The following is a 20,224-nucleotide window of genomic DNA, read 5'->3' on the forward strand; positions in this document are numbered from 1 at the left end:
CACGTGACACCGCTCCAGAACTCTTTATTCCAGAGCGAGTTACGACCAAGGCTGCAATTCGGACAGATCGCTCAGATACGACGGAGCCGGAGAACCGTCGCATCGAGGTCACCTCTCAGTCCGAGGCGCACACCGTGATGCAGCAGCACACCACCTCGGTGCACTTCGCCCGTTTCACGGCATTCGTACGACGCTGTCGGGTCGAGGCCGCGCAGCCGCAGCGCCGGTACGGGTTCCCCGTGATGCTGGGCCTGGAGCCAGGCGAGCACGACCGCCTCCTCCCCGAGGACGTACTGGACGGCGCTCAGCCCGCCGCCCGGAGGCCGCAGGCGGTACAGGTCGCCGCGCTGGACCAGCGGCCGGATCTCCTTGTAGAGGTCCACCCAGTCGCGCGCTTCCGCCAGCTCCTCGTCGCTCCAGCGGGTGAGGTCGCCGCCGACGCCGAGCACCCCGGCCATGGCGCTGACGAAGCGGAAGCGCAGCGAGCTGACCCGGCCGTTGAGCTGGGTGTTGGGGCTGTCCGTGACCCAGGCGGCCATCACGCGCGCGGGGTGGATCTGGCTGAAGCCGTGCTGGATGGCGAGGCGGTCGAGGGGATCGGTGTTGTCGGAGGTCCACACCTGGTCGGTGCGGCTGAGCACGCCGAGGTCGATCCGGCCGCCGCCGCCCGAGCAGGACTCGAAGGCGACACCGGGGTGAGCCGCGCGCAGCCGGTCCAGCAGGGCGTACACCGCCCGCACGTGGTCGGTCCACAGCCGCTGCGGATAGGGCTCGCCGGGCCAGCCCGCGTCGGTGAAGCAACGGTTGAAGTCCCACTTCACATAGTCGATGGGGGCACTGGAGAGCAGCGTGTGCAGCTGCTCCCACAGATACTCCTGGACATCCTCCCGAGCCAGGTTCAGTACGAGCTGATTGCGGAATTCCGTCCGCTTTCGTCCCGTCTGGTGCTGCACCCAGTCCGGGTGGGCCCGGTACAGCTCGCTGTCCGGGTTGACCATCTCCGGCTCGACCCAGATCCCGAACTGCATTCCGAGGGCGTGCACCTCTTCGGCGAGCGGCTTGAGACCGGCCGGGAAGCGGTCCGGGTTGGGCGTCCAGTCGCCCAGGCCCGCGCGGTCGCTGGTGCGGGCGCCGAACCAGCCGTCGTCGACGACGAACAGCTCGACGCCGATCTCCGCGGCCCGCCGGGCGAGCGCGCGCTGCCCGTCCTCCGAGATGTCGAAGCCCGTGGCCTCCCAGGAGTTGAACAGCACCGGCCGGTCCCGGTCCGCGTCGGGGATGACATGGGCGCGCTGGTAGGCATGCCAGGCGCGGCTCGCGCCGCCGAAGCCCTCGTCGCTCCACAGACCGGCGAAGACGGGTGTGGTGAAGGACTCCCCCGCCGCGAGCCGCGTCAGCCCCGAGTCGTCGTGTCCGGCGCCGCCGGTGATCTGCACGCGCGCGTCGGGCAGCAGGGCAACGGCGATCCGCCAGGAGCCGGACCAGCCGAGCGCGCAGCCGTAGACCTCGCCGCGCTCCTCCGTCGCGTCGGTGTCCAGGGCGACCCAGGGCAGGTGCTGGTGCCCGGTGTGGCCGCGGCGGCTGCCGATGACCTGCTCGCCGTAGGTGAGCGGCGCGGTGGTCAGCCGGGACTCCGCGGCCCACCGGCCGTGCAGGTGGGACAGCCGCCAGCCGTCGCGCTCGGGCAGCGTCCAGGTGGCGGAGTCGGCGCGCAGCAACTCCACCGCGGGCCCCTCGTTGCGCAGCGTCGCCCAGCGTTCGACGACGTCGTCCCGCATCCGGTAGTGCAGGGTGATCGTCAGTCCCGCGTCCCGGAACCGCAGCCGCAGCTCCTCGTCCGCGCTCCCGGGGTGCGCGATCTCGTACGTCTCGAAGGCCCACTCGGTGCCCCGCCGCTCCTCGGTGCGCACCGACAGGGCGGGGCGGACGAACCGGGGGCCGCCCTCGACCGGGTACTCCTCGCGGCCGTCGAGCGCGGACTCGAAGGGCCAGGCGTCCGGCAGCGGGCGGGCGGCGAGGGCTTCCGCGTCGGCGAGGGCGATCCTCGGCCCCCAGTGCAGGTGCAGCAGCTCGTCGTCCTCGGTGAGATGGACCGCGTAACCGCTCCTCGGTCCCGACAGCAGCCACGTCCGCCCGTCCTCGGCGATGTCCAGCATCACGCCCCCCACAGATTCCGACAGCCCCGCTCAAGCCCCGACATCATCAAGGCGTGAGAGGCCTCTCGGCAACGCCTGTGGACAACCGGACCCCGGCCGGGTATGCCCCCTGTGGACAACTCATTGCCTCAGGAATCCATGTCGTATGGTCGGAGGCGTGCCCGCCGACGACCAGCGCCGGCGGCGCCGACTGGGAGGGAGCCCACGTGACGCAGCAGGTCCCGTCGACCGAGCCCGAACTGGCCGGAGTGCGCAACTTCCGAGACGTGGGCGGCCTGCCGACCGTCGACGGACGCCGGGTGCGGTACGGCGTGCTCTACCGCAGCGGCCACCTCGCGCACGCCACCGCCGAGGACGCGGCCTTCCTCTCCTCCCTGGGCCTGCACACGATCTTCGACTTCCGCAACGCGGCGGACCAGAAGCTGGAGGGTCCGGACGTCGAGCTGCCGGGCGTGCGCAATGTGAACCTGCCGCTGAGCGACCCGGCCGACGGCGCCGAGTTCTGGAAGATGGTGCGCGACGGCGATCTGGACCAGCTGCGGGACCTGCTCGGGGACGGCAAGGCGGCCGACCGGATGATCGGCTCGTACCGCATGATCATCAAGGAGCGCACCGCCGAGCACTCCCGGGTGCTGCACGCCCTCGCCGAGGACAGCGTGCCCGCCCTGATGCACTGCGCGGCGGGCAAGGACCGCGCGGGTCTGTCGGTGGCGGTGACGCTGCTCGCCCTGGGCGTCGAGCGCGAGGCGATCCTCGCCGACTACCTTGAGTCCAACGCCAAGCACCGCCGCTACAAGGTGCACCGCAGCAGCAGCTCCGCCGCGGCCTACTCCCCCGAGGTCATGGAGCTGCTGAGCCCCCTCTTCGACGCGCGCGCCGAGTATCTGTCGGCGGCGTTCGACACCATCGAGGAGACCTGGGGCGGCGTCGACGCGTACCTGGAACAGGGCCTGAAGGTCACCCCGCAGACCCGGGAGCGGCTGCGGGAGCGCCTGCTCGACTGAGCCGGGGCGAACCGGGGCGCGGATGCCGCCCGCGCCCGGCCCCCCTGCTTCGGCCCTGCTGCCCTTCGGCCCCGCTTCCCTTCGGCCTTACTTCCCGCCGAGCGCGAACAGCAGGTAGAGGAAGGCGGCGAAGGCGTGCCCCGCCACCACGTAGATGAACAGCCGCACCCAGATCTGGCGGTCGAACTTCTGCTGGACACGGCTCATGACGTCTCTCCGGTGAGGTGGGTGGCGGGGCCGAGGCACAGCGCGGCCGTGGGGCTCTGGAGCAGGGTGTGGACGAAGAGCAGGTCGACCCCGTCCTGGTCCTGCGCCGCGATGCGGTGCGGGGTCAGGGAGTCGAAGTGCGCGCTGTCGCCGGGGCCGAGCCGGTGCGTGGTGTCCCCGAGGCTCAGCCGCAGCCGCCCCTTGAGGACGTACAGCCACTCCTCCCCGGGGTGCACGCGCACGATGTCGCCCTGGGAGCCGTAGGGGGCGTGCACGCGCAGCGCCTGCATGCCGCGTCCGGGTGCGCCGGCCGGCCAGTACGTCCAGCCGCCCGCCGCGGTGGGTTCCATCGCGGCACCGCGCACCACGGCGTCCCGGTCGGCGACCGTCTCGCCGAGCAGTTCGGAGACGGTCGTACCGTAGACCCTGGCGAGGGCGAGCAGCATCGGCAGCGACGGCTGGCGCTGCCCGGTCTCCAGCCGGGAGAGGTGGGCGGGCGACAGCCCGGCCGCGCGCGCCGCCGCCTCCAGGGTGAGGGAGGCCCGGCGGCGCAGGGCGCGTAGCTGCGGGGCCATGGCCGACAGGTCACCGGACGGCTCGGGGCCGGCCTCGGGCTCGGGTTCGGCGGGAGAGGAGTTCACCACTCCATTCAGCCGGGGCATTGCCCATGGGGCAAATTTCTTGCCTCAGGGGCAAAATCAGGAAAGTCACCCCGGGCCCTCGGAAGCTACCTGTTGGCCACCGCCTGCTTCATCAGCGTCTTCCCGAAGTCCCACATCAGACCGCCGCCGCTGTGCGCCTCGTCCATCACGGCCGTGAAGGCGTCCACGAACCGGTCCACCTCCCGCTCCCCGATGATGAGCGGCGGGATGAGTTTGATCACCTCCAGGTGGTCGCCGGAGACCTGGGTGAGGATCCGGTGCCGCTGGAGCAGCGGGACGACCACCATCTGTGCGAACAGGCCCTTGCGGGCCGCCTGGAGCATGGCCCAGTGGCCGCGCAGCTTCAGCGACCTGGGCCGGCCGAACTCGATGCCGATCATCAGGCCACGGCCGCGTACGTCGGCGAGCAGTTCGTACGTGTCGATCAGCGCGGTGAGCCGGGACTTCAGCAGCTCGCCGGTGGCGCGGACCCCGGCGACGATCTGCTCGTTCTCCATGACCGACAGCACCGCCAGGCCGGCCGCCATGGCCTGGGCGTTGGACCCGAAGCTCGCCGAGTGGACCAGGACCCGGTCCATCGACGAGTACACCTTCTTGAAGATCCAGTCCTTGCCCAGGGTGGCGCCGACCGGCACATAGCCGCCGGAGAGCGCCTTGGCCACGCACACCAGGTCCGGCTCGACGCCCTCCGCGTGCTGGTAGGCGTAGAAGTCGCCGGTCCGGCCGAGTCCGGTCTGCACCTCGTCGGCGATGAGCAGGGCCTTGTGGCGGTGCAGCAGCTCCTGGGCGGCGCGCAGATAGCCGGGCGGCGCCTCGTGGACGCCCTTGCCCTGGATCGGCTCGACGATCAGCGCGGCGACGTCGCCCCGTTTCAGCTCCCGGGCCAGCGCGTCCAGGTCGCCGAGCGGGACGGCCGTGTCCGGCAGCAGCGGGGCGAAGCCGTCGCGGAAGCCGGACTCGCCGTTCACGGACAGCGAGCCGGTGGTCAGCCCGTGGAAGGCGTGCGCGCAGTACAGGATCCTCGGTCTGCCGGTGGCGTACCGGGCGAACTTCAGCGCGGTCTCGACGGCCTCCGTGCCGCTGTTGCCGAAGAACACCCGGTCCAGGTGCGGGCTGTGCGCGAGCAGCCGCTCGGCCAGCAGCCCGGGCAAGGGCTGGCAGTCGAAGCGGGTGAGGTCGGCGAGGTGCGCGTCGAGGACGTCGTGCAGCGCCTTGCGGACGACGGGGTGGTGGCGGCCGAGGCCCATCACCCCGAACCCGGCGAGCATGTCGAGGTAGTCGTTGCCGTCCGCGTCCCAGAAGTACGCGCCCTCGGCCCGCTCGTAGACCTTGTCGAAGCCGATGGTGTGCAGCATGCGCGGCAACTGGTGGTTGAGATGGCGGGCGTGCAGCTCGTAGCGCTCGGCGCCGCGCTCGGCCAGCAGCGCCCTCAGGTCGAACTCCCCGGCGGGCGCCGGCTCCGGGGGCTGGGACGCGGATTCCGCGGTGGTCATGCGTGGCTCTCCTTGGACGGCGGTACTTCGACGGCGGCGCTCCCGGCCGGAATGTCCGGAACGCCCCCCTGTGCGGGCACGCTCTCGGCGTCCACCCGTGCCCCCGCCCCCGTCCCCGCCCTCGCCGGCGGATGCCCCGCCCCCGAGATCGCAGACGATTGCTCCGCCCACGCGATCGCCGACGACTGCTCCGCCACCGCCCGCGCCGCCAGGCTGGCGCTGACGCGGCCCGCGATGTCGACCGGGGTGAGCCCGATGTCGGCCAGCACCTCGCCGCGCTTGGCGTGGGGGAGGAACTGTTCGGGGATGCCGAAGCGGCGTACCGGGACGTCCACGTCGGCGTCGCCCAGGGCCAGCGCGACCGCCGATCCGACGCCGGCGGCCCGGCTGTTGTCCTCGACGACGGCGACCAGGCGGTGCCGGGCGGCGAGGCCGGGCAGCTCCGGGTCGACGGGTTTGACCCAGCGGGGGTCGACGACCGTGCAGCCGATGCCGCGTGCCCGAAGCAGCTCCGCCGCCTGGAGGCACACGGGCGCCATCACCCCGACGGCGACGAGCAGCACCTCGGGATTCTCGTCGCGGTGCAGGACGTCCATGCCGCCCACCCGGTCCACCGCGGGGACGACCGGTCCCACCGATTCCTTCGGGAAGCGGACCAGGGTGGGCGCGTCGTCGACGGCGACCGCCTCCCGCAGCTGGGCCCGCAGCTGGTCGGCGTCGCGCGGCGCGGCGATCCTCAGGCCCGGTACGACCTGGAGGATCGACATGTCCCACATGCCGTTGTGGGAAGCGCCGTCGACCCCGGTCACCCCGGCCCGGTCCAGCACGAAGGTCACCCCGCAGCGGTGCAGGGCCACGTCCATCAGCAGTTGGTCGAAGGCCCGGTTGAGGAAGGTGGCGTAGACGGCGACGACGGGATGCAGCCCGCCGGTCGCGAGGCCGGCCGCGGAGACCGCGGCGTGCTGCTCGGCGATGCCGACGTCCCACACCCGGTCCGGGAACCGCTCGGCGAACGTGCCGAGGCCGACGGGGTGCAGCATGGCCGCCGTGATCGCCACGACGTCGTCGCGCTCCTCCCCGATCCGCACCATCTCGTCGCCGAACACCGAGGTCCACGACGGCCCGCCGGCGGGTGCCAGGGGCTCGCAGGTGAGCGGGTCCATGACACCCACGGTGTGGAAGTGGTCCTCCTCGTGGGCGAGTGCGGGCTCGTAGCCGCGCCCCTTCTCGGTGAGGCAGTGCACCAGCACCGGCCCGTGGAAGCGTTTCGCGCGCCGCAGAGCCGACTCGACGGCTCTGATGTCGTGCCCGTCGATCGGGCCCACGTACTTCAGGCCCAGGTCCTCGAACATGCCCTGCGGGGCGAAGGCGTCCTTGAAGCCCTTCTTCGCGCCGTGCAGGGCCTCGTACAAAGGATGGCCCACGACGGGGGTGCGCAGCAGTACGTCCTTGCCCCAGGCCAGCGCCTTCTCGTAGCCGTCGGTGGTGCGCAGGGTGGCGAGGTGGTTGGCGAGGCCGCCGATGGTCGGGGCGTAGGAGCGCTCGTTGTCGTTGACGACGATGATCAGTGGGCGGTCCTTGGCGGCCGCGATGTTGTTCAGCGCCTCCCAGGCCATGCCGCCGGTCAGCGCCCCGTCGCCGATGACCGCGACGACATGGCCGTTCCCGCCCTGCACCTGCCGGGCCTTGGCGAGCCCGTCGGCCCAGCCCAGCGAGGTGGAGGCATGGCTGTTCTCGATGACGTCGTGCTCGGACTCCTCGCGCGAGGGGTAGCCGGACAGGCCGCCCTTGCCGCGCAGCTTGGAGAAGTCCTGACGCCCGGTCAGCAGCTTGTGGACGTAGCTCTGGTGGCCGGTGTCCCACAGGATGCGGTCGACCGGTGACTCGAAGACCCGGTGCAGGGCGATGGTGAGTTCCACCACGCCCAGGTTGGGCCCGAGATGGCCGCCGGTCCTGGCGACGGCGTGCACCAGGAAGTCCCTGATCTCGTCGGACAGTTCGGCCAGTTGCGCCTCGGACAGCGCCTTCAGGTCGCGTGGCTGCCGGATGGTCTCCAGAATCGTCACGCTCGGCCCCCTTCGGTCCGTGCTGTGTCAGCTCACGGTGACGGCCGGCTCCCCCGACGCGACGCCGTCCTGCTCCATCTGTTCGGCGATCCTCATCGCCTCCTCGATCAGGGTCTCCACGATCTTCGACTCGGGTACGGTCTTGACGACCCGGCCCTTCACGAAGATCTGCCCCTTGCCGTTGCCGGAGGCGACACCGAGATCCGCCTCCCGGGCCTCCCCGGGGCCGTTCACCACGCACCCCATGACGGCGACGCGCAGCGGCACCTCCATGCCCGCGAGGCCCGCGGTGACCTCGTCGGCGAGCTTGTACACATCGACTTGAGCGCGGCCACAGGACGGGCACGAGACGATCTCGAGCCGCCGCTGCCGCAGGTTCAGCGACTCCAGGATCTGGATGCCGACTTTGACCTCCTCGGCGGGCGGGGCGGACAGCGAGACCCGGATCGTGTCGCCGATGCCCTCGGAGAGCAGCGCGCCGAAGGCGACCGCCGACTTGATCGTGCCCTGGAAGGCGGGGCCCGCCTCCGTCACCCCGAGGTGCAGCGGGTAGTCGCACTGCGCGGCGAGCTGCCGGTACGCCTCGATCATCACGACCGGGTCGTTGTGCTTGACCGAGATCTTGATGTCGCGGAAGCCGTGCTCCTCGAAGAGCGACGCCTCCCACAGCGCCGACTCGACCAGCGCCTCCGGCGTCGCCTTGCCGTACTTCCGCAGCAGCCGCCGGTCCAGCGAACCGGCGTTGACCCCGATCCGGATCGGCGTGCCGTGGTCCTTCGCGGCCCGCGCGATCTCCTTCACCCGGTCGTCGAACTGCTTGATGTTGCCCGGGTTGACGCGTACGGCCGCACAGCCCGCCTCGATCGCGGCGAACACGTACTTCGGCTGGAAGTGGATGTCGGCGATCACCGGGATCTGCGACTTGCGGGCGATGGTCGCGAGGGCGTCCGCGTCGTCCTGCGTGGGGCAGGCGACGCGGACGATCTGGCAGCCGGACGCGGTCAGCTCGGCGATCTGCTGGAGGGTGGCGCCGATGTCCGACGTACGGGTCGTCGTCATCGACTGCACCGACACCGGGGCCCCGCCCCCGACCGGCACCGGTCCGACCTGGATCCGCCGCGACGGGCGCCGCTCGGCGATCGGCCGGACCGGCACCTCGGGGATGCCCAGGGGTACGGCGGTCATGAGGTCACTCCCGGTTTCCGGAGACCGTCTCGCGCATGGCCCGCAGGGACTCCTTCAGGGACCCCATGGTGGCGAGGACGGCGGTGGGCTCGTAGCCGCAGTGGGCCATGCAGTTGGCGCACCGCGGGTCCTTTCCGCGACCGTACTTGTCCCAGTCGGTCTTCTCGATCAGCTCGCGGTAGGTCGGGACGTATCCGTCGCTCATCAGGTAGCAGGGGCGCTGCCAGCCGAAGAGCGAGTAGTTGGGGATCGCCCACGCGGTGCACGGGAAGTCGACCTTGCCCTCCAGGAAGTCCAGGAAGAGCGGGGAGTGGTTGAGCCGCCAGCGGCGCCGATTGCCGCCCGAGAAGGCCTTTTTGAACAGCTCGCGGGTCTGCTCCACACCGAGGAAGTGCTCCTGGTCGGGCGCCTTCTCGTAGGCGTACGCGGGCGAGATCATCATCTCGTCGACCTTCAGCTCGTCGTTGAGGAAGTTCAGCACCTCGACGACGGTCTGCGGGGTGTCGGTGTTGAAGAAGGTCGAATTGGTGGTGACCCGGAAGCCGCGCCGCTTGGCCTCCTTGATGGCCTCCACCGCCTCGTCGAACACGCCCTCCTTGGCGACGGACTCGTCGTGCCGCTCGCGCAGCCCGTCGATGTGCACGGCGAAGGCGAAGTACGGGGAGGGGGTGAACTTGTCCATCTTCTTGCGCAGCAGCATGGCGTTCGTGCACAGGAAGACGTATTTCCGCTTCGCCACCAACTGCCGGACGATCTCGTCGATCTGAGGGTGCATCAGCGGCTCGCCGCCGGCGATCGACACCATCGGCGCACCGGATTCGAGCACCGCTCCCACGGCCTGGGCGACGGGCATCCGCTGCTTGAGCACCCCCGCCGGGTGCTGGATCTTGCCACAGCCCTCGCATTTGAGGTTGCAGGCGAAAAGCGGCTCCAGTTCGACGATGAGCGGGAACTTGTCGCGTCGGCGGAGCTTTTGTTCAGCCAGATATGTAGCGACCTTGATGGACTGGCGCAGCGGCATGGCCATCGGGCTCACCTCCTGGGGAGCAGCACATTACGGTGCCATTCAAAGAAAGCGGGAAGGATGGAACGTAGGACGCGGAAAGCCGATATTCCACCGCGCACCGTGCCGATACGGACGAGTTCATGTTCTGGAGCGTCCACGACCACCCGGACGGCCGCAACCGGGCGCTCGCCCGCGCGCACGGCTCTCAGAAGCGTGGCCGCCGATTCCATGTCGACCGCGATTGCGCCGGTCGACCGCAGTTCGGCGCGTTCGGGGCCGCGGACCACGTGGTCGGAGCCGGTGAGGGGGCCGGTGTGGACGGTGCGGCCGGGCACGGCGCGCGTGAGTTCCTTGACGAGCAGGTCGGTGCCCACGCAGGGGGTGCCGCCGCGCGGGTCGCGGGTCTCCTCGGCGACGACCAGGTCGCCGGGGTGCATGCCGGGGGCGAGTCCCGCGCAGAAGCCGGTGGCGAGGACGGCGGCACCGGCGAGCGCCGGGTCGGCCAGCACCCGGGCGACCGAGCGCTCGGCCGCCTTCGGGCCCATGCCGGTGCGCAGCACCGTGACGGGCCCGCCCGAGCCGCTGCGGTCGCCCAGGCGCAGGGCCAGGTGCTCGATGCCGAGCGCGCAGGCGATCAGCAGCGGGGCCGGGGCGGGCGGTACGGTCATCAGCTCCCCTTGGCCTGGGCGAGCGGCTTGACCCGCTGCTTGCCGGAGAACGGCTCGCCGTGCAGGTACCGGCCGAGCGCGGTGAGCGGGAAGACCTGCCGGTAGAGGTGGTAGTTGATGGAGAAGTCCCAGGGGAAGCCGGTGCCGGTGAAGTACGGCTCGTCCCAGGAGCCGTCCTTCCGCTGAGTCGCGGCGAGCCAGGCGATGCCGCGCTCGACGGCCTGGGACTCCCGCTCCCCCGCCGCCAGCAGGGCCATCAGCGCCCAGGCCGTCTGCGAGGCGGTGGAGACGCCGCGGCCGCGCCACTCCTTGGCGTACTTGTAGGAGCGCAGGTCCTCGCCCCAGCCGCCGTCGTCGTTCTGGACCTGCTCCAGCCAGGTCACCGCGCGGCGGATCGCCGGGTGCGCGGTGGGCAGTCCGGCCGCGACGAGCGCGGGCACCACCGACCCGGTGCCGTAGATGTAGTTGACGCCCCAGCGGCCGAACCACGGGCCGTCCGGTTCCTGTTCGGCGAGCAGCCAGTCGATGCCGCGCCGGGTGCGCGGGTCGTGCGCCAGGCCCTCGACGGCCAGCATCTCGACGACGTGCGCGGTGACGTCGGCGGAGGGCGGGTCGATGACCTCGCCGAAGTCGCAGAACGGCAGCCGGTTGGGCAGCGGGCTGGTGTTGTCGACGTCGAAGGCTCCCCAGGCGCCGTTCTTCGACTGCATGCCGAGGTTCCAGCGCACCCCGCGCCCGATGGCGCGCTCCACCAGATCCGGCTGGGGGTGCTTGACCCGGCGCAGCGCGAGGACCACCTCGGCGGTGTCGTCGATGTCCGGGTAGTTGTCGTTGTGGAACTCGAACGCCCAGCCCCCCGGCGGGAGTTCCGGACGCCGTACGGCCCAGTCGCCGCGCCGGACGATCTCCTCGCCCAGCATCCAGTCGGCGGCCTTCACCAACTGCGGGTGGTCGGCGGGGAGTCCGGCGTCGACCAGGGCGATCGTGGCGAGGCAGGTGTCCCAGACCGGGGACTGGCAGGCCTCGATCATCCGCGCGCCGTCCTCGCGCCAGACGGCGAACCGGTCCAGCGAGGCCAGGCCCTCCCGCATCACCGGGTGCTGGAGGTCGTAGCCGAGCAGGTGCAGGGCGATGATCGAGTACACGGCCGGCGGCTGGATGCCGCCCCAGCAGCCGTCGTTCTCCTGCCGCTCGATGATCCAGCGGGCGGCGGCGTTCATCGCCGCCTTGCGCAGCCGCTTCGGCATCGCCTTGCGCAGGGCGTGCAGGCCCTTGTCGAGCCGCTGGAAGGCGCCGTCCCAGCTCGCCGCCGGGGCGAGCGGCCTCGGCGGGTTGGGGCGGGCCGGGTCGGTGTGCAGCTCGTCCAGCGGGAAGGGCGCGGGGCGCACCGGGCGCTTGGCGGAGACGATGGTGAGCGGGACGATCGTCTGCCGGGCCCAGCAGCCGAAGTCGTAGATGTTGAGCGGGAACCAGGACGGGAACCAGATCAGCTCCGGCGGCAGTTCGGGCAGGTCCTCCCACTTCCACCAGCCGAACAGGGCCAGCCAGATCCGGGTGAAGACCCGGGCGGCGGCGATCCCGCCCTGTGCGCGGATCCAGGCGGAGGCCTTCGCCATGTGCGGGGCGTCGGGGGCGTCTCCGGCCAGCCGCAGGGCGACGTACGCCTCGATGGTGGTGGACAGTTCACCGGGCCCGTCGTAGAAGGTGGCCCAGGTGCCGTCCTCGCGCTGCTCGCCGCGGATGAAGAGGGCGGCGGCCCGGGTGGTCTCCTCGTCGCGGATCCCCAGGAACTGGCGGAGCAGCAGGTCCTCGGCGTCCATGGTGACGTTGGTCTCCAGGTCGCCCTTCCACCAGCCTTCCGCGTCCTGCCGGGAGAGCAGGAAGTCGGTGGCGCGCAAGGTGGCGCGGACGGCGGCTTCGTGGACCCCGGCCGCCTCGGGGGTGATGTCGGTGTCGCTGGCCGCGGCAGCGCGGGCCGGCAGGGCCGCCCCGGTGCTTCCGTCGGTCGTCGCTGTCATGGCTTCCCCTTCGTGCAGTCCTGCAAGGCGTGCTGTCTGCTGTGGGTCCGCCGTCGGCCGGTGCGCGTCTGCGCGCACACCGGCCGGCGACTACGCGAGGGCTATTCGACCGATAGTGATCATCTCTTTCGTACGACGACAAAGTCGGCGAGCGCCGCGAACTGCGCCCGTACCCGGTCGGGCATGTCCACGGCGTCGAGGGCTTCGATGGCGATGGCGTACTGGCGGCGCGCTTCCTCGGCGGTCCACTCGCGGCCGCCCGCCTCCTCGATGAGGGCGGCGCGGGCGGCGAACTCCTCCTCGGAGAAGTTCGCGAAGTCGCTGCTCTTGGCGTCGGCGGCGAGGATCTCACCGAGCCGTTCGGAGGCGCTGCCGCCCGCGGCGAGCGCGGCCACCACGGGCAGCGACTTCTTGCGCTGGCGCAGATCGCTCCAGGTCTGCTTGCCGGTGGCGTCCGGGTCGCCCCAGATGCCGAGCAGGTCGTCCACGGCCTGGAAGGCGAGGCCGAGGTGGTAGCCGTACTTCTCCAGGGTGTCGGCGGTGCGGTCGTCGGCGCCGCCGAGCACCGCGCCGATGGAGCAGGCGCAGGCGAGCAGGGCGCCGGTCTTGTTGCCCTCCATCTCCAGGCACTCCTCGACGGTGACCCGGTCGCGGTGCTCGTAGGAGATGTCCTGCGCCTGGCCGTCGATCAGGGCGCGGCTGGCGGTGGTCAGCCGGCGGGTGGCGCGGCCGGCCTCGACCGTGCCGAGCTCCAGCAGCAGTTCGTTGGCGAGGGCGAACAGGGCGTCGCCGACCAGGATCGCCTGGGCGGGGCCGTGCACCTTCCAGACGGTGTCGCGGTGGCGGCGCTGTTCGTCGCCGTCCATCAGGTCGTCGTGCAGCAGCGAGAAGTTGTGGACCAGTTCGACGGCGACGGCTCCGGGGACGCCGATCTCCGGGGCGGCCCCGGTGACCTCGGCGGACAGCAGGGCCAGCGCGGGGCGCACGGCCTTGCCGCTGTCGCCGGAGGCCGGGTTGCCCTCGGCGTCGATCCAGCCGAAGTGATAGGCGGCAACCGTGTCCATGGGAGGCGCCAGGCGGTCGATGGCCGCCCGCAGTACCGGAGTGGCCAGGGTCCGGCCGCGCTCCAGGAGCGCGGTCACGTCCACCGCGGTCTCGCGAGCGGCCTTCGAGGCCGGGGGCACAGTGGGCACAGTCTCTCCTCTTGTTGCGGTACCGGGGGTGCGGGGACCTGCCACGCCGCTCACCGTGTTCATCAGGCCGCCTCCTCGACGTCGAAGAGGTGACGGGGGCGGGGCCGGCCGAGGGCACGCAGCGCGGCGTCCGCCGCGCTGATGCCGCTGCGGACCGCACTCTCCATGGTCGCGGGCCACCCTGTGGCGGTCCACGCTCCGGCCAGGTACAGGCCGGGGGCCTTGGTGCGGGCGCCGGGCCGAAGACGCCCGACGCCGGGGGCGGGAGCGAAGGTCGCGGTGCGCTCCCGGGTGACGAAGAAGTCCTTCACTTCGGCGCCCCGGGTGCGGGGCAGCAGCCGCTCCAGCTCGGGCAGGTACCGCTCGCGCAGGGCGGCCACCGGGGCGTCGATGTCGTCGTGCGCGGCCGACTGGGACAGCGCGAGGTACTGGCCGTCGGTCAGCCCGGACGCCTCGGTGCGGTCGAAGACCCACTGCACGGGGGTGCCGAGCGCGGTGAGGAACGGGGTGTTCAGCACCTTGCGGTCGTAGACGACGTGGACGTTGAGGATGGGCGCGGTGCCGATCCGGAGCAGCCGCTCGGGCGCGTCGAGGGCGCCGGCCGGCAGCAGGTCGTGCGTCTCGCGCTGGGGTACGGCGAGTACGACCGCGTCCGTCTCGATGGTCCGGCCGGGAACCTGAACGCTCCAACGCCCGTTGCCGTACTGGGAGATGGAGGTGACGCGTGTACGGAGTGCGGTGCGCACGCCCGCGGAGTCGAGCGCCCTGCGGGCCAGCCGGTCGTGCAGTTCGCCCAGCGGGACGCGGGGCCAGCCGATGTCGGCCGCGCCCGGGTCGGACAGCAGACCGGTCTTGAACACCATCGCGGCGAGCCCCAGGGAGCTGTCGTCCGCGACCGCGTTGAGGGTGGCGACGCCGACCAGGTCCCACAGGGCCTCGACGGCGCGTGGCGACTGGCCGTGCGCGGTCAGCCAGCTGCCGAAGTCCTGGGTGTCCAGGGCCGGATCGGCGAGGTCGAGCCCGTTGAGCGCGAGCGCGGCCCGGCCGACCTTGGCGCGCTCGGCGAGCGAGAGATGCGGATAGGTCGCGAGGCTGCGCCCCAGGTGCAGGGGGACGGGCAGCGGGTCGCGCCGCAGTCTGCCGAGCCGCCGGCCCTCGGGCTTGGCGAGGTCGAGGACGGGTACGTCGAGACGGTCCTGCAGCGGGGCGAGCGCCGCCCCGTCGATGCGGTCCAGGAACCAGCGGTAGGCGGTGCAGCAGCGCAGGTAGACGTGCTGTCCGTTGTCGACGGTCAGCTCGCCGCGCCGGAAGGAGAAGGCGAGGCCGCCGAGGCGGGGCCGGCCCTCGAGCAGGGTGACGCGGACGCCCGCGTCGGCGAGCGCCAGCGCGGCGGTGATCCCGGCGAGCCCGCCGCCGACCACCACGGCGCTCCGGCCCTGCCCCGGGGGGAGGTCGACCGGCACCTGTCCACTCCTCGCGCCGTCGGTCATCGTGCGCCCTCCCCCGTGCCCGCGCCGAGCGGGAAGCCTCCGGTACGGACCACCGCCGACAGGGACGCGCCCTCACGGCGGAGGGTTGCCTCCCGATCGCCTCCGGCGGCGCGCCCGGGGTGGGCCGGGGTCCCACCGGAGTGCGCGGAGGTCGCCTCGCTGGCGGCCGAGTGCTGCATCAGACGCGCCTCCTGACGGTGCGTCGGGTGACGTGGCGGGCGTCGAGGCCGGACAGGCCGCGGACGGCGACGTAGGCCTTCTCGCGCCCCGGCAGGGAGACACGGCCGCGCAGCACGGCCTCCGGGTCGCGTTCGATGCGGTCCAGGAGGCGGCGGTAGATGCCGGCCATGGCGGCGACGCAGGCGCCGCTGCGCCGGTCGAGCATGGGGAGCAGCTGGTAGCCCTCGGCGAACAGGGCGCGGGCGCGGCGGACCTCGAAGTGGACGAGGCCGGCGAAGTCGGAGCCCTCCGGCGGGGTCGGTCCGGCGAAGCCGCCCGAGCAGCCGAACTTGGCGAGGTCGTCGGCGGGCAGATAGACGCGCCCGTCCTCGGCGTCCTCGCGGACGTCGCGCAGGATGTTGGTCAGCTGGAGGGCCAGGCCGAGCGTGTCGGCGTATTCGGGGGCGCGTTCCGCGCCGCGCGCTCCCGGTTCGGTGCCGAATACGCCGAGCGAGAGGCGGCCGATGGCGCCCGCCACGCAGCGGCAGTAGCGCTTGAGGTCGTCCCAGGTCTCGTAGGTCTCGCCGCGCACGTCCATCAGCACGCCGTCGATCAGCTCGTCCAGGCCGCCCAGCGGGATCGGGAAGGTGCGGGCGGCATGGGCGAGGGCGACGCCGACCGGGTCGGTGTCGTCCTCGTCGATGTCCTCCTCGCGGATCCGGGTGAGCAGCGCCCGGGTCTCCTCGAGCCGGGCCGCCTTCACCTCGTCGGTGAGCGCGCCGTCGCCGATGTCGTCGACGCGCCGGGAGAACGCGTACAGCGCCGACATCGCGCGGCGCTTGGGCGTCGGCAGCAGCCGGATGCCGTAGGCGAAGTTGCGGGCCTGCTGTCCGGTGACGGCCTCGCAGTAGCGGTAGGCGGCGAGTACCGGTGCGGACACGTGTGGTTCCGACTCCACGGTCCGGATCACCCCTCTCCTCGCAGAGTCACGCCCACCTGGCGCAGCAACCGGAGCTTGCCGGGCTTGGGCGGGCCGGGAAGTACGTCGTAGTCGGCGGCGGCGATCGCGTCGAGCGCCGCCCTTCCCCCCGCCACGAACCCCGCGAGCAGCAGCCTGAGCCTGCCGTGCACGCTACCCACGAGGGGGGCGCCTTCATTCAGCAGATCGCGGGCGCGTTGCGCTTCGTACGCGACCAGTGCGCGCACTGACGCACCCGCCGAGGGGGTGGCGAGATCCGCCTCCCGGACGTGAAAACGCTTCATGTCCGCGGCGGGCAGATAGACCCGGTCGCGACCGAGGTCCTCGGCGACGTCCTGAAGGTGTTCGACGATCTGCAGGGCGGTGCAGATCATGTCGGAGCGGCGGATCCGCTCGGGGGTGGCGGTGCCGGTGACGGCGAGGACCAGGCGGCCGACGGGGTTGGCGGACAGCTCGCAGTAGGCGAGCAGGTCGTCGTAGGTCTCGTAGCGGCCGACCAGCTGGTCCTGGCGGTTGGCGGCGATCAGGCCGAGGAACGGCTCGGGGGTGAGCGAGCGGAGGCGCACGGTCCGCTGGAGCCGGCGCAGCAGCGGGTGGCGGGGCTCGCCGTCGAAGACCCGGCGCAGGTCGGCCTCGAAGGCGTCGAGCAGGAGCAGCCGGTCCTCGGCCTCCTCGGGGGAGACGCCGAGCAGGCGGGCGTCGGCGCCGCCGGGGGCGAGGTCGCCGTCGCCGATGTCGTCGACGAGGCGGGCGAAGCCGTAGACCGCCATCAGGTCGGTGCGCCAGGCCCGGGGCAGGAAGAACGGGGCCACGGGGAAGTTCTCGGCCGCGGCCTTGTCGAGCGTGGCGCGCTCCGGGGCGGCACGGTGCGCGGTGTCGGCCGCCGTCACCGCGTGCTGCCTCGGGCGGGGACGGCACATGCTTCGGGGAGCCGGGGAGTTTCCGTAGCCATTGCCGTCACATCTCCCGTTCTACACTGCCGACCCAATTCACACTATTTCGGACACGCCGCCCGGCATTCGCACGGCCGCCCTCCGGAGGGAGGCGCGCATTATCTCCCCACTTGCCGTGATTCGGCACCGGTACAGCTTACGTTGTACAACGCAGGGGGGACCGTGGGGGTGTCCTGCGCATCACAACAACACACCGATTGGCCTCAAGATTCCTACGGCGAGCCAGAGTTGACGTTTCCTTTGCACACGCCGGGCCCCGCCGGAGCGGTTCCGGCGGGGCCCAGGGCGCACGGGGTCACTTGCCCGTGAACTTCTCGTACTCCTTCAGCACCTCGTCGGTCGGGCCGTCCATGCGCAGCTCGCCGCGCTCCAGCCAGAGCACGCGGTTGCAGGTGTCGCGGATGGACTTGTTGTTGTGGCTGACCAGGAAGACCGTGCCGGCCTCCTTGCGCAGCTCCCGGATGCGCTCCTCGGAGCGCTTCTGGAACTTGCGGTCGCCGGTGGCCAGCGCCTCGTCGATCATGAGGACGTCGTGGTCCTTGGCGGCGGCGATGGAGAACCGCAGCCGGGCGGCCATGCCGGAGGAGTACGTCCGCATCGGCAGGGTGATGAAGTCGCCCTTCTCGTTGATGCCCGAGAAGTCGACGATCTCCTGGTAGCGCTCCTTGATCTCCTCGCGGGACATGCCCATGGCGAGCCCGCCCAGTATGACGTTGCGCTCGCCGGTCAGGTCGTTCATCAGCGCCGCGTTCACCCCGAGGAGCGAGGGCTGGCCGTCGGTGTAGACCTTGCCCTTCTCGGCGGGGAGCAGACCGGCGATGGCGCGCAGCAGCGTGGACTTGCCGGAGCCGTTCGAGCCGATCAGGCCGATGGCCTCGCCGCGGTAGGCGACGAAGGAGACTCCGCGCACGGCGTGCACCTTGCGCACCCCGCGCTCCTCGCCGCGCTTCAGGATCCGGCTGAGCGCGGCGGTGGCGCTGCCCTTGCCGGTCCTCGCGCCGTTGACGCGGTAGACGATGTGCAGGTCGTCGGCGATGACGGTGGGGATCCGCTCCCCCGGGCGCTGCTCAGCCACGGCCGTACCTCTCCTCCGCCTTCCAGAAGTACACGAACCCGCCGACGGCGACGAGCAGCGCCCAGCCGAGGGCGACCGCCCAGACGTGCGGGGGCAGGTTCTCGGAGCCGTAGCCGTCGATCAGCGCGAAGCGCATCAGGTCCATGTAGATGGCGGCAGGGTTCCACTGGAGCACGTCGGCGATCCAGGCCGGCCTGTCCTGGAGCATGATCGGGATGGAGAACATCACCCCGGAGGCGTACATCCAGGTGCGCATGACGAACGGCATCAGCTGGGCGAGGTCCGGGGTCTTCGCGCCCATCCGCGCCACGACCAGGGCGAGGCCGGTGTTGAAGAGGAACTGCAGCACCAGCACCGGCACGATCAGCAGCCAGGACAGGTCCGGGTAGCTGCCGAAGGCGCAGGCCACCGCCACCAGCACGATCATCGAGAACAGCAGCTGCTGGAGCTGCTGGAGCGCGAAGGAGATCGGCAGCGAGGCGCGCGGGAAGTGCAGGGCGCGCACGAGGCCGAGGTTGCCGGAGATCGCGCGGACGCCGGCCATCACCGAGGACTGGGTGAAGGTGAAGACGAAGACGCCGGTGACCAGGAACGGGATGTACACGTCCCGGGACATGCCGCGGCCCGCGTTCAGGATCAGCCCGAAGATCAGGTAGTAGACGAGCGCGTTCAGCAGCGGGGTGGCGACCTGCCACAGCTGGCCGAGCTTGGCCTGGCTGTACTGGGCGGTCAGCTTGGCCTGGGAGAAGGCGATGATGAAGTGACGCCGTCCCCAGAGCCGGCGGACGTACTCGACGAGCGAGGGCCGGGCGCCGCTGACGGTCAGGCCGTACTTCGCGGCGAGCTCGGCCGGCGTCAGCCGCTCGTCGGGCGACGGTGGCTCGGTCACGGCGACTCCGCCGTCCTGCGTTGTCTCACTCACTACTGGAAACTTTCGTCTTCGAAGATGCGCAGCCGGTGCGGGCCTGGCGTGAGCCGGGCCGGGTCGCGGCCCGGCCCGGACGCTCAGGGACGAGCTTGTCAGATCACCGGGGGCCGGCCCAGCCGGGTCAGCCGCCACACCGTACGCCACTTCATGGGCCGGCGGGGACCGCACGGCGTCGTCCAGCCTTCCCGGAATCCGCCGAACCACGCCTTCAGCGCGGGCCGCGAGGGGCGGCGCGCCAGGGTCAGCAGCAGCCAGACGCCCAGATACACGGGGACGAGCAGGGCGGGCAGGTTGCGACGGGCCAGCCAGACCCGGTTGCGGGCGACCATCCGGTGGTAGACCGCGTGCCGGGACGGGGCGGTCGTCGGGTGGTACAGCACCATGTCGGACCGGTAGTCGATCATCCAGCCCGCGTCGAGGGCCCGCCAGGCCAGGTCGGTCTCCTCGTGCGCGTAGAAGAACTCGTCCGGCAGCCCGCCGACCTCGGCGAAGACCTTCGTACGGACGGCGTTGGCGCCGCCGAGGAAGGTGGTGACCCGGGAGGAGCGCATCGGGTCCGAGGCGCGCAGCCGGGGCACGTGGCGGCGCTGGGTGACGCCGGTGTCGGGGTCGGCGATGCGGAAGCTGATGATGCCGAGCCGGTCGTCGGCGGCGAACGCCTTGCGGCACAGCTCGGCGGTGTCGGTGCGGGCGAGCAGCCCGTCGTCGTCGAGGAAGAGCAGGACGTCGACGTCCCGGCCGCCGGGTCCGAAGGCCTCGATGCCGACGTTGCGGCCGCCGGGGATGCCCAGGTTCTCGGGCAGCTCGATGGTGCGCACGCCCTCGGGGACGTCCGGCACGGGCGAGCCGTTGCCGACCACCACGACCTGAACGGGGTCGCCGTCCTGCTTGGCGACCGAGTCCAGCAGCGCGCGCAGTTCCTCCGGGCGGTTGCCCATGGTGATGATCACCGCGCCGACCTTCAGGGAGGCCCCCGATGTGT

Annotated in this window: 17 protein-coding genes; 1 reads left to right on the plus strand and 16 read right to left on the minus strand. The window is 71.7% G+C overall.

All coding sequences use genetic code 11. The annotated features are described in order from the left end of the window. Positions 1-71: 71 nt before the first annotated feature. Positions 72-2,156 carry an alpha-galactosidase gene (locus ACIG0D_RS05485; protein ID WP_399796430.1) on the minus strand — a complete coding sequence of 695 codons (2,085 nt, stop codon included), beginning with the start codon at positions 2,154-2,156 and terminating at the stop codon, positions 72-74. Between the two features lie 206 nt (positions 2,157-2,362). Here ACIG0D_RS05485 and ACIG0D_RS05490 point away from each other — a divergent pair, with 206 nt between their 5' ends. After that, a complete protein-coding gene (locus ACIG0D_RS05490) occupies positions 2,363-3,160 on the plus strand; it encodes a tyrosine-protein phosphatase (RefSeq protein ID WP_399796431.1) in 798 nt (265 codons plus the stop codon). Between the two features lie 87 nt (positions 3,161-3,247). Here the strand turns inward: ACIG0D_RS05490 and ACIG0D_RS05495 are convergent, their stop codons facing one another. The 15 genes from ACIG0D_RS05495 to ACIG0D_RS05565 form a co-directional block, all read right to left on the minus strand. Further along, entirely contained in the window at positions 3,248-3,367 is a 120-nt protein-coding gene (locus tag ACIG0D_RS05495; RefSeq protein WP_399796432.1) for a DUF6126 family protein, read from the minus strand. Continuing rightward, positions 3,364-3,942: a helix-turn-helix domain-containing protein gene (locus tag ACIG0D_RS05500; protein ID WP_399797055.1), complete on the minus strand. Its 579-nt coding sequence runs from the start codon at positions 3,940-3,942 to the stop codon at positions 3,364-3,366. The genes ACIG0D_RS05495 and ACIG0D_RS05500 overlap by 4 nt, the downstream gene beginning before the upstream one ends. A 152-nt stretch (positions 3,943-4,094) precedes the next feature. Continuing rightward, positions 4,095-5,522: an aspartate aminotransferase family protein gene (locus ACIG0D_RS05505; protein WP_399796433.1), complete on the minus strand. Its 1,428-nt coding sequence runs from the start codon at positions 5,520-5,522 to the stop codon at positions 4,095-4,097. After that, positions 5,519-7,588, minus strand: coding sequence for a 1-deoxy-D-xylulose-5-phosphate synthase (dxs, locus tag ACIG0D_RS05510; RefSeq protein ID WP_399796434.1), 2,070 nt, complete (start codon positions 7,586-7,588; stop codon positions 5,519-5,521). Before dxs ends, ACIG0D_RS05505 begins: the two co-directional genes overlap by 4 nt. Before the next feature lie 27 nt (positions 7,589-7,615). Further along, the gene (gene ispG, locus ACIG0D_RS05515; RefSeq protein ID WP_399796435.1) at positions 7,616-8,773 is read right to left on the minus strand and encodes a flavodoxin-dependent (E)-4-hydroxy-3-methylbut-2-enyl-diphosphate synthase; all 1,158 of its coding nucleotides are present in this window, start codon (positions 8,771-8,773) and stop codon (positions 7,616-7,618) included. A gap of 4 nt (positions 8,774-8,777) precedes the next feature. Next, on the minus strand, positions 8,778-9,800 hold the full coding sequence (hpnH, locus tag ACIG0D_RS05520; protein ID WP_365764884.1) for an adenosyl-hopene transferase HpnH: 1,023 nt from the start codon (positions 9,798-9,800) through the stop codon (positions 8,778-8,780). Between the two features lie 5 nt (positions 9,801-9,805). Further along, positions 9,806-10,447, minus strand: coding sequence for a 1-hydroxy-2-methyl-2-butenyl 4-diphosphate reductase (locus ACIG0D_RS05525; protein WP_399796436.1), 642 nt, complete (start codon positions 10,445-10,447; stop codon positions 9,806-9,808). Further along, a complete protein-coding gene (gene shc, locus ACIG0D_RS05530; protein ID WP_399796437.1) occupies positions 10,447-12,465 on the minus strand; it encodes a squalene--hopene cyclase in 2,019 nt (672 codons plus the stop codon). Before shc ends, ACIG0D_RS05525 begins: the two co-directional genes overlap by 1 nt. 119 nt (positions 12,466-12,584) lie before the next feature. Next, on the minus strand, positions 12,585-13,721 hold the full coding sequence (locus tag ACIG0D_RS05535; protein ID WP_399796438.1) for a polyprenyl synthetase family protein: 1,137 nt from the start codon (positions 13,719-13,721) through the stop codon (positions 12,585-12,587). Then, the gene (gene hpnE / locus ACIG0D_RS05540; RefSeq protein ID WP_399796439.1) at positions 13,721-15,148 is read right to left on the minus strand and encodes a hydroxysqualene dehydroxylase HpnE; all 1,428 of its coding nucleotides are present in this window, start codon (positions 15,146-15,148) and stop codon (positions 13,721-13,723) included. The genes ACIG0D_RS05535 and hpnE overlap by 1 nt, the downstream gene beginning before the upstream one ends. A 178-nt stretch (positions 15,149-15,326) precedes the next feature. Further along, positions 15,327-16,277: a presqualene diphosphate synthase HpnD gene (gene hpnD, locus ACIG0D_RS05545; RefSeq protein WP_399796440.1), complete on the minus strand. Its 951-nt coding sequence runs from the start codon at positions 16,275-16,277 to the stop codon at positions 15,327-15,329. Beyond that, entirely contained in the window at positions 16,274-17,206 is a 933-nt protein-coding gene (gene hpnC, locus ACIG0D_RS05550) for a squalene synthase HpnC (RefSeq protein ID WP_399796441.1), read from the minus strand. The genes hpnD and hpnC overlap by 4 nt, the downstream gene beginning before the upstream one ends. Positions 17,207-17,534: 328 nt before the next feature. Further along, complete coding sequence (locus ACIG0D_RS05555) at positions 17,535-18,314, minus strand: ABC transporter ATP-binding protein (protein ID WP_365764870.1); 780 nt, start codon at positions 18,312-18,314, stop codon at positions 17,535-17,537. Beyond that, the gene (locus ACIG0D_RS05560; protein ID WP_399796442.1) at positions 18,307-19,236 is read right to left on the minus strand and encodes an ABC transporter permease; all 930 of its coding nucleotides are present in this window, start codon (positions 19,234-19,236) and stop codon (positions 18,307-18,309) included. The genes ACIG0D_RS05555 and ACIG0D_RS05560 overlap by 8 nt, the downstream gene beginning before the upstream one ends. Positions 19,237-19,334: 98 nt before the next feature. Beyond that, positions 19,335-20,207: a glycosyltransferase family 2 protein gene (locus ACIG0D_RS05565; RefSeq protein ID WP_399797057.1), complete on the minus strand. Its 873-nt coding sequence runs from the start codon at positions 20,205-20,207 to the stop codon at positions 19,335-19,337. Positions 20,208-20,224: the final 17 nt, after the last annotated feature.

Origin of the sequence: Streptomyces sp. NPDC052773 (genome assembly GCF_044547145.1) — a bacterium.
GTDB lineage: Bacteria > Actinomycetota > Actinomycetes > Streptomycetales > Streptomycetaceae > Streptomyces.